Here is an 8,438-nt window from a genome sequence, read left to right as displayed (position 1 = left end):
TTCCAAATCTACCAACTAATCATACAAAAAAAGAGTAGATAGATTTGTTTTTTACACAAATCTATCTACTCTCCCTAATAATCCCATCAGTAATAATTATTACTGATGGGATTATTAAATTTATTATTTTAAATTTTCAATTCTATATCCAATTTCCTTATTGGCCAGCTCATAGCCTTCTTCAATCATTTCTTCATTACTTAAACTATTTCCTATTAAATCATCTATTGTTAATTGATTTCTATTGCTAAAATACTTATTTAAAAGCATTTCCTCTATCTCTTCTTGACTTGCGATAGAATAATCATCCAATATATGTTTTACATTAATATTATTATCTCTCAAATATCTACCAACTAATATACTTCTATGACATCTTATTGGATCTTGCATTGCCCCTAATAATGCTATTTTATATCCCTTACTATATCCTGTCTTTAACCTTTCAATTCCTCTTATAAACTCCTCTTCATTTATTACTTCTTTAAAATCTGAATAACCTTCACTATTATATGAAACCTTTCTTACTCTTTTAGCTGCTAATTCCTCTCCCATATAAATATAAACAAATCCAGCCTTAGTTAATGTATACTTAATAGTATCCTTATCAAATTGAATATTATACTTAGAATAAGGTGTACCTCTAATATCAACAACACAATTAATATTATAGTGCCTTAACATATCAATAAGCCTTTCTACTGTATAATTCGAATGTCCTATAGTATATATTTCCATATGCTCATCCTTCCTCTATATTTTATATCTATCTTATTTTTAACTAATATTCTTTGTAATTATAAAAAAAATACTTAAATGATATATTATTATCATTTAAGTATTTTTCAATGGTATTATTTTATCATCTTATTCATCAATATCAATAGCAGAAACTGGACAAGCATCTCTTGCTTCTATTGCATCGTCTTGTAAATCACTTGGAATATCTCCTGTTATAGCAACTGATTTTCCATTATCGTTCATACTAAATACATCTGAACAGACTGAAACACATACTTCGCATCCAATACAAGTATCTTCATTTACCCAAGCTTTCATAAAATAACACTTTCCTTTCTATATAAAATATCTTTTATTTAATACTTTTATAGGTTTCCCTTACCTGTAATTTTTAGTCTAAAAAATAGCTATAAATGCAATGGCAATTATATCCACTATATTTATAGCTATATTTCATCTCTATACATTATTTTTCATTTAATTTATTCATTACTTCATTTAAATCTAATCCATGAATATAACAAGCCTGCTCTAAAGTCTCCATTGTTGCCGATGGACATCCTAAACATCCCATTCCAAATCCACTTAAAATATCAGCTGCCTTTGGATTAATTTCTAATATTTCACCAATTGTATTATCTTTATTTATCATTTCGTTATACCTCCAATTAATATCTTTTTTCTAACTCTTCTAAAATTGATATATATTTGTTCTTTATCTCTTCATTATTAATTTCATAATTTTCACATTCATCATCTATAAGCTTTATTACTTCATCATTTAAGTTTCTCTCTGCGAACTTATAAATTACCCTATCTTCTTTATCTATGTGACGTATTAATAAATGTGTATATGAAATTGCATTTGCTATAACATCTAGCTTTGCCTCTTCCTCTCCAGCTTTTACTTTTTCTAATGCAGCTACTAACTCTCTCACATGTAATCTTCCTAAATCATGTTCTACAAGCATCCCTTGATTAACTGCTTTCTTTGCAGGCTCTCCTAACTCTTCTACCATTTTAATAAAAAGTATTTTTTCTTCCTTTTTGTGATGATGATTATCAGCATAATTTCTAATGAAATCTATTATCTTATAAAAATCCTCATATATAATTTCTTCGTTATTTAATATTTTAAAACAACATTTTCTTATTACTTGTAACATCCTAAGAATATACTTATGTTCTTCATTCATTATTTCTATAGCCTTCATTCACTGTACTCCCTTTATATCTTTCTCAATATTGCTTTAACTTATATTATTACTATACAGTAAATTGCTATTTTATTTCGTAACAAACGTTACATTTTCAAAAAATAATTTAATTTCATATATTATCTTATTTATCTAATAAAGGTACTTAAATAATTATCTATCATTTAAATACCTTTATGCTATTTCACTATTATATTTCTTGTTTCAAACAAGTCTTTAAATCATCTTCAGGTGTACTTATACTCCTTAAATCAAAAGTATCAACTAAATATTGAAGAACATTTGGACTTAAAAATGCTGGAAGTGTAGGTCCTAAGAATATTCCTTTAATTCCAAGTGATAATAATGCTAACAAATCAGCTACAGCCTTTTGTTCATACCAAGAAATAATTAATGACAATGGTAAACCATTAACGTCAGTTCCAAAAGCATCTGCAAGTGCTGTTGCAATTCTAACTGCAGAATACGCATCATTACATTGCCCTACATCTAAAAGTCTTGGAAGCCCTGCCACTTCTCCAAACTCCAATTTATTAAATCTATATTTACCACAAGCTAAAGTAAGTATTATACAATCATCTGGCACCATCTTTGCAAATTCAGTATAATAATTTCTGCCTGGTCTAGCCCCGTCACATCCTCCAATTAAGAAAAAGTGTCTTATCTTCCCTTCTTTAACGGCATTAACTATAGTTTCTGCATTACTTAAAGTTGCATGATGGCCAAACCCAACTAATATTTCATGTGGTTCTTGATCTTTATCATATCCTCCAAGTTCTAAAGCTTTATTTATTATTTCAGTAAAGTCCTTTTTACCATCCTTATCTTTACCTATATGCTTTACTCCATCCCATCCAACAACACTAGTTGTAAATATTCTATCTTTATAAGTTTCCCTTGGTCTCATAAGACAATTAGTTGTCATTAAAATGCATCCTGGAATATTATCAAATTCTTTTTGTTGATCTTGCCAAGCACCACCAAAATTTCCTACAAGATGAGGGTATTTCTTTAGTCCAGGATATCCATGACTAGGTATCATTTCTCCATGAGTATATATATTTATTCCCTTTCCCTCGGTTTGTTCTAACAACATTTCAAGGTCTTTTAAATCATGACCAGATACTATAATAAATGGTCCTTTTTTAATATGAACATTTACTTTATGTGGTGTTGGATTTTCATAAACTGTAGTATTAGCCTCATCTAGCTTTTTCATTACTGCAACACTCATATCACCAGTTCTCATGGTCCATCTTATTAATTCTTCTACTGATAAACTATCATCAGTGGTTGCTTCTAATGCTCTTACATAAAAATTATCAACTTGATCATCATAATATCCAAGTTCCCTTGCTTGATGACCATATGCACTTATACCTTTCAATCCATAAACTATTGTTTGTCTTAGTGAACGTATATCTGGATCAAGATTTTGATCATACATTATTCCAGCTTTTTTTGCATCTTTTAACATATCAGCCTTTGTTTCACTTAAGTTATACGTAGCATGATCTGTATCATTTTTAATTTTTCCTACTTGTTTTCTTAATTTTTCTTTTATTTTTTGAGACTCTTTAAGCATTTCAACATGTACATCTGCATCAAAATTTACGTTTGTTAAAGTTGTAAATAATGAATTTTCAATAAATATTACAATATTCTTATCTACATTCTCCCCTTTTTCAACTATTTCTTTTGCGTAACAACTTATACCTTTTATTTGATATATAAGTAAATCTTGAAGTGCTGCAACTTCTGGTGTCTTACCACATACCCCCATTTTAGTACACCCTTTACCACCAGCTGTTTGCTCACATTGATAACAAAACATTGGATATTCCATTGCCATATTATTTTCCATTAATCTTCCTCCTACATTTTAATCATTTTCTATAATTTCATTTATATAATTCCACTAAAATGTAAAAATTATAATTAAAATAAAAAAGTAGCTAAATAGAAATTAATATATAATTCCTAATTCAACTACTTTAATTGTATTAATATTTATTTTTAGTTTATTTTGAACATTACTTCTTACTAAATATAATAATTATACACTTTCATTTATTCCTTTAAGTTCATATGCTTTCTTTAATAAAATAGGTGTGATTATTGCACATACTATTACCATTATTATAACAGCAGGTAAAAAATAAGTATTCATAATTCCCATTTTCATTCCTTTGTTAGCTATTATAAGTGCTACCTCTCCCCTAGCCATCATACCAGTTCCAATTTGTATAGCTTCACTTTTATTAAATCTACAAATTTTTGCTCCAATCCCACATCCTATTACTTTAGTTAGCATTGCAACTACTACTAGTACTATTGTCATTATTATAATTTCAAAACTCATTTTAGGTATTTTCATATTTATTCCTATACTTGCAAAGAAGATAGGTGATAATAGCATATATGAAATTATATCAAATCTTCTTGAAATATATGCAGTTTCTCTGTTTCTTGATAATACTAATCCTGCGGCAAATGCACCTGTAATATCAGCTACTCCAAAGAACTCTTCAGCTATAAATGCCATTAATAAACAAATAACAAATGCTCCAATAACAAACCTTCTTTTATCTACATCATATTTTTCTATCCACTTTCCAAAAAACACATATACCAAATAACCAATAACAAGTGTAAAAACTAAAAATCCTATAATTTTTAATAATACTACTCCAATATTTATAGATTGATCAGCCATACTTGTTATTACTGTTAAAACTAAAATTCCTAAAATATCATCTATAATTGCAGCACCTAAAATTACGTTTGCCGATTTTTCGCTCATTTTACCTAATTCTCTAAGTGCCTCAACAGTTATACTAACAGAAGTTGCAGTTAATATAGCTCCTATAAATACATTTTGTAAAAAGGCACTAACAGTTGTTAAACTTCCATCATTAAAAATGTATGCAACAGCTGTACCTCCAATTAGTGGTATTAACACCCCCATGCTAGCAACAATAAATGCTGATTTGCCTACACTTTTTAACTGACTTATATCACTTTCTAAACCTGCAGTAAACATTAATACAATCACTCCAAGCTCTGCTAGCATACTTATAAAATCAGTTTCTTTTAAAACATTTAACACTGATGGTCCTAGTATAACTCCCGCAAGCAATGCACCGACAACTTGTGGTAAATTAAATTTTCTTGTTATTAATCCTAATAATTTCGTACTTAATAAAATTAATGCAATATCTAATAAATATTTGTATGACATTAACCCCACCCCACTAGTAAATGTTTTTATTCCTTATGAAGTAATATATTTATATTATTTTAAATTTATACATATTAATAATATTTTATATGTATAATTTCAAAAAACATTTTATTTATACAACTATAAAGGGAGTATAGTAAATTACACTTAACTATACTCCCTTTATCTTATGATATATGATTTTTCACTCTAGTTTATTACTTTATTTTTCAAAAATAATAGTAACTTTAAATAAATCTCCATCTACACTTATATTAAACTTTCCATTTTGAAGTTCAACAAAACTCTTTGCTATTGCAAGACCTAATCCTGAACCTTCTGTATTTCTCGATTCATCACCACGTACAAACCTTTCTGCTATCGTATCTACATTAAATGTTATTTCTTCTGCAGCCATGTTTTTCATTACAATTTGAACATCATTTTCATTTTCAAAAATATCTATAAACACTCTTGAATTAGGCATAGCATACTTAGTCATATTAATTACTAAGTTTTCAAACACTCTAAATGTACGTTGACTATCTAACGGTAATATTACCTTACCTTCTGGCATATTCTTTCTAACAGATAATTTTGCTTCTTCAAGCTTATCTTCTAATTCAAGTAATGTTTGCTTCATTAAAGCTACAACATCTATATTTTCTATATTTAAAGTTATATTTCCACTCGTTGCCTTACTCATTTCAAATAAATCTTCTATTAAAACTTGAAGTCTTTGAGCTTTTCTATCTAATGTATCAACATACTGTTTACGCTTTTCTTCCGATAAATTTTCACCCTTCAATAGATCTGCATAAGTTATTATAGCTGTTAAAGGAGTCTTTAAATCATGCGACACATTTGATATCAAGTCTGTTTTCATCTTTTGACTCTTAACTTCTTCATCTACAGCTTTTTTAAATCCCTTCTGAATCTCTTTTAAATCCTCTTTAAAAGGTTCAAAAAGTCCTAAGTCTTCTTCTATATTAACATCTAATTTTCCTTGTGCAATTTTACTTGTAGCTTCTCTTAACTTACTATATTTTTCGCTTATTTTATCTACATATTTTCTTATTACGAAAAATAAAACAATTGAATACAGTATGACTACAGGAATTCCAAAAAACCAAATTGAAGTTATTATTAGTAATATAAGTGCATTTATTAATAATAATTTTATTATTAATTTATTATTTTTTTCTCTTAAATCTACTTTTGTAACTTCATCTAATGTTTTTTTGATAATTGTAACAAAGAACATTAATATTATTCCAAATATTGTTCTTCTCTTAAAGTACTCTTTAATTCCTAAATTAAATATATACTTTATTATTAATACAGCAAAGAATACAATTGCAAATCCTATAAACCAATTAATAAAGTTTAATACCCATATAACTTTTTCTGATGCAGTAAACCAATCAACATTAAATCCAACAAAATGTTCTAATTGTCCATTTAATGCAGGATGAATCATATAGCTAGAAGATACAATGAAAAGTGCTACTGTAAGTGATACTATAACTATCCAAATTTCAAATGGTATTTTTGATATCCATTTAAATAAAGGCATTTCATTTGCTCTCTTAATAGGGAATATTAATGCAGCTATCGCTACTAATGTAGCAATTATCATTACTGCCACTCCTCCTACAAGTTCATATCCATATGCCTCTGCATTTCTGATTCCCCATGATATTGAATCATTAAACACCAAATTATTAGGCACTGCATAAACAAATTCCATATTTTTAATCGGATTCATAGTAGCATTATAATAACCACTATCGTAGTAATTATCACTTAAAAAATCACTTAAAGCACTGTTCAAATAGTATTCAAAATTTTGAATATTAGCCCCCTTAATATCATTAATTGTTAGATTACCATTTTCATCAAAATTAATAGCTACATAAAATTGATATTCATCTTTCTTTATTGATGACAAATCTATATTATTTTCTATAATACCAACTTCATAATTTATATTTGTTTTTGTTATATTATTAGTTTTATCATAAGAATAATACTTCAAATTTGCGAGCTGATTATCTAATATACGATTCCAATTATTAAAATTAGAATTAAACCCATTTATAAATTCACTTTCTTCATAATCTTCATCATTATCATATATATTTTGGGGTATATTTAATAATGTTGATGCTGGATCTAATGTTCCTCCAGCTTTTTCATTTAAAGAATTATAATATGAACAATATAAAGCACCTGCTAAATTTTCTGAAAAGGCATATTCCTCAAAATAATTGTTATATGAAACGTTCTTTGCATTTTCTTCTATTAATGGATATGCTGCACACATTCCCAATGCTGCTGTTGCTATAATTGCTATAACTAATAAAGTTGCTATAACCACTTTTCCCTTGTAGTTTGATTTTTTTATTCCATTAATATTGTTTCTAGAGTCATTAAATTCTTTATTATCATTACTGCTTTTCAATTTTATATCCAACTCCCCACACCACCTTCAAATATTTCGGATTTTTCGGATTAATTTCAATTTTTTCTCTTATCTTTCTTACATGTACCATTATTGTATCTGTATTTATTGCTTGTTCATTCCATACCCTTTCATATATTTCATCCGCAGCAAATACTCTTCCTGGATTTTTTATAAGCAAAGCTAATATCTTAAACTCAATTGGAGTTAGCTTTACAGGTTTTTCATCAACAGTAACCTCTTTTGTATCAAAGTTTAATTCTAATCCTCCAACAACATAAATATTATCTTTAACTTCTGGTTCTTTTACCATATTTAAAAACCTTGAATATCTTCTTAATTGAGAATTAACTCTTGCTAACAATTCAAGTGGTCTAAAAGGCTTAGTCACATAATCATCAGCTCCTATATTAAGTCCCATTATCTTATCAACCTCTTCAGATTTTGCAGATAGCATTATTACAGGAAAATCATTATTTTCTCTAAGCCTCATAACAAAAGTTATACCATCCATTTTAGGCATCATTACATCAACTATTGCTAAGTGAATAGTTTCTTTTTTTAATAATTCTAATCCCTCTATACCATTATTAGCTATAAATACATTATATCCTTGATTATTTAAGTATGCTTCTATTGCAATTGCTATATCATTTTCATCTTCCACTACTAAAATATTGTATGAGCTCAAATTATTCATTTCTATTTACCCCACTTTTCAAATTTTTTATGAACGTTCATTTACTATAATTAAATAGTACTTTTTAAAACTAAATAATAACTATATATATTT

The 8,438-nt window shown here is 27.5% G+C and carries 8 protein-coding genes; all 8 read right to left on the bottom strand.

What is annotated here, in order from left to right; genetic code table 11:
- Nucleotides 1–123: 123 nt before the first annotated feature.
- Nucleotides 124–738: a DUF488 domain-containing protein gene (locus ABUA17_RS12000; protein ID WP_042397846.1), complete on the bottom strand. Its 615-nt coding sequence runs from the start codon at nucleotides 736–738 to the stop codon at nucleotides 124–126.
- A 129-nt stretch (nucleotides 739–867) separates the two neighbouring features.
- Nucleotides 868–1,059, bottom strand: a complete 192-nt coding sequence (locus tag ABUA17_RS11995) for a ferredoxin (RefSeq protein ID WP_042397849.1) — start codon at nucleotides 1,057–1,059, stop codon at nucleotides 868–870.
- 148 nt (nucleotides 1,060–1,207) lie between these two features.
- Nucleotides 1,208–1,393, bottom strand: coding sequence for a DUF1858 domain-containing protein (locus ABUA17_RS11990; RefSeq protein WP_042397851.1), 186 nt, complete (start codon nucleotides 1,391–1,393; stop codon nucleotides 1,208–1,210).
- 16 nt (nucleotides 1,394–1,409) lie between these two features.
- Nucleotides 1,410–1,955 carry a hemerythrin domain-containing protein gene (locus ABUA17_RS11985; RefSeq protein WP_042397854.1) on the bottom strand — a complete coding sequence of 182 codons (546 nt, stop codon included), beginning with the start codon at nucleotides 1,953–1,955 and terminating at the stop codon, nucleotides 1,410–1,412.
- A gap of 193 nt (nucleotides 1,956–2,148) precedes the next feature.
- Nucleotides 2,149–3,822 carry a hydroxylamine reductase gene (hcp, locus tag ABUA17_RS11980; protein WP_042397857.1) on the bottom strand — a complete coding sequence of 558 codons (1,674 nt, stop codon included), beginning with the start codon at nucleotides 3,820–3,822 and terminating at the stop codon, nucleotides 2,149–2,151.
- A 192-nt stretch (nucleotides 3,823–4,014) separates the two neighbouring features.
- Nucleotides 4,015–5,199, bottom strand: coding sequence for a cation:proton antiporter (locus ABUA17_RS11975; protein WP_055291866.1), 1,185 nt, complete (start codon nucleotides 5,197–5,199; stop codon nucleotides 4,015–4,017).
- Nucleotides 5,200–5,404: 205 nt separating this feature from the next.
- On the bottom strand, nucleotides 5,405–7,657 hold the full coding sequence (locus ABUA17_RS11970; RefSeq protein WP_042397863.1) for a sensor histidine kinase: 2,253 nt from the start codon (nucleotides 7,655–7,657) through the stop codon (nucleotides 5,405–5,407).
- Nucleotides 7,632–8,336, bottom strand: coding sequence for a response regulator transcription factor (locus ABUA17_RS11965; protein ID WP_154820657.1), 705 nt, complete (start codon nucleotides 8,334–8,336; stop codon nucleotides 7,632–7,634). Before ABUA17_RS11965 ends, ABUA17_RS11970 begins: the two co-directional genes overlap by 26 nt.
- Nucleotides 8,337–8,438 lie beyond the last annotated feature (102 nt).

It is taken from the genome of Clostridium sp. RTP31139st1_H3_RTP31139_211217, assembly GCF_040227035.1.
GTDB classification, from domain to species: Bacteria; Bacillota; Clostridia; order Clostridiales; family Clostridiaceae; genus Clostridium; species Clostridium saudiense.
This window is presented reverse-complemented; position numbering and strand designations above follow the sequence as displayed.

Excerpts from the sequence above, each read along its gene's own strand:
- ABUA17_RS11985 (WP_042397854.1), bottom strand. The coding sequence starts at position 1,955 with ATGAAGGCTATAGAAATAATGAATGAAGAACATAAGTATATTCTTAGG.
- ABUA17_RS11990 (WP_042397851.1), bottom strand. The coding sequence starts at position 1,393 with ATGATAAATAAAGATAATACAATTGGTGAAATATTAGAAATTAATCCA.
- ABUA17_RS11995 (WP_042397849.1), bottom strand. The coding sequence starts at position 1,059 with ATGAAAGCTTGGGTAAATGAAGATACTTGTATTGGATGCGAAGTATGT.
- hcp (WP_042397857.1), bottom strand. The coding sequence starts at position 3,822 with ATGGAAAATAATATGGCAATGGAATATCCAATGTTTTGTTATCAATGT.
- ABUA17_RS11975 (WP_055291866.1), bottom strand. The coding sequence starts at position 5,199 with ATGTCATACAAATATTTATTAGATATTGCATTAATTTTATTAAGTACG.
- ABUA17_RS12000 (WP_042397846.1), bottom strand. The coding sequence starts at position 738 with ATGGAAATATATACTATAGGACATTCGAATTATACAGTAGAAAGGCTT.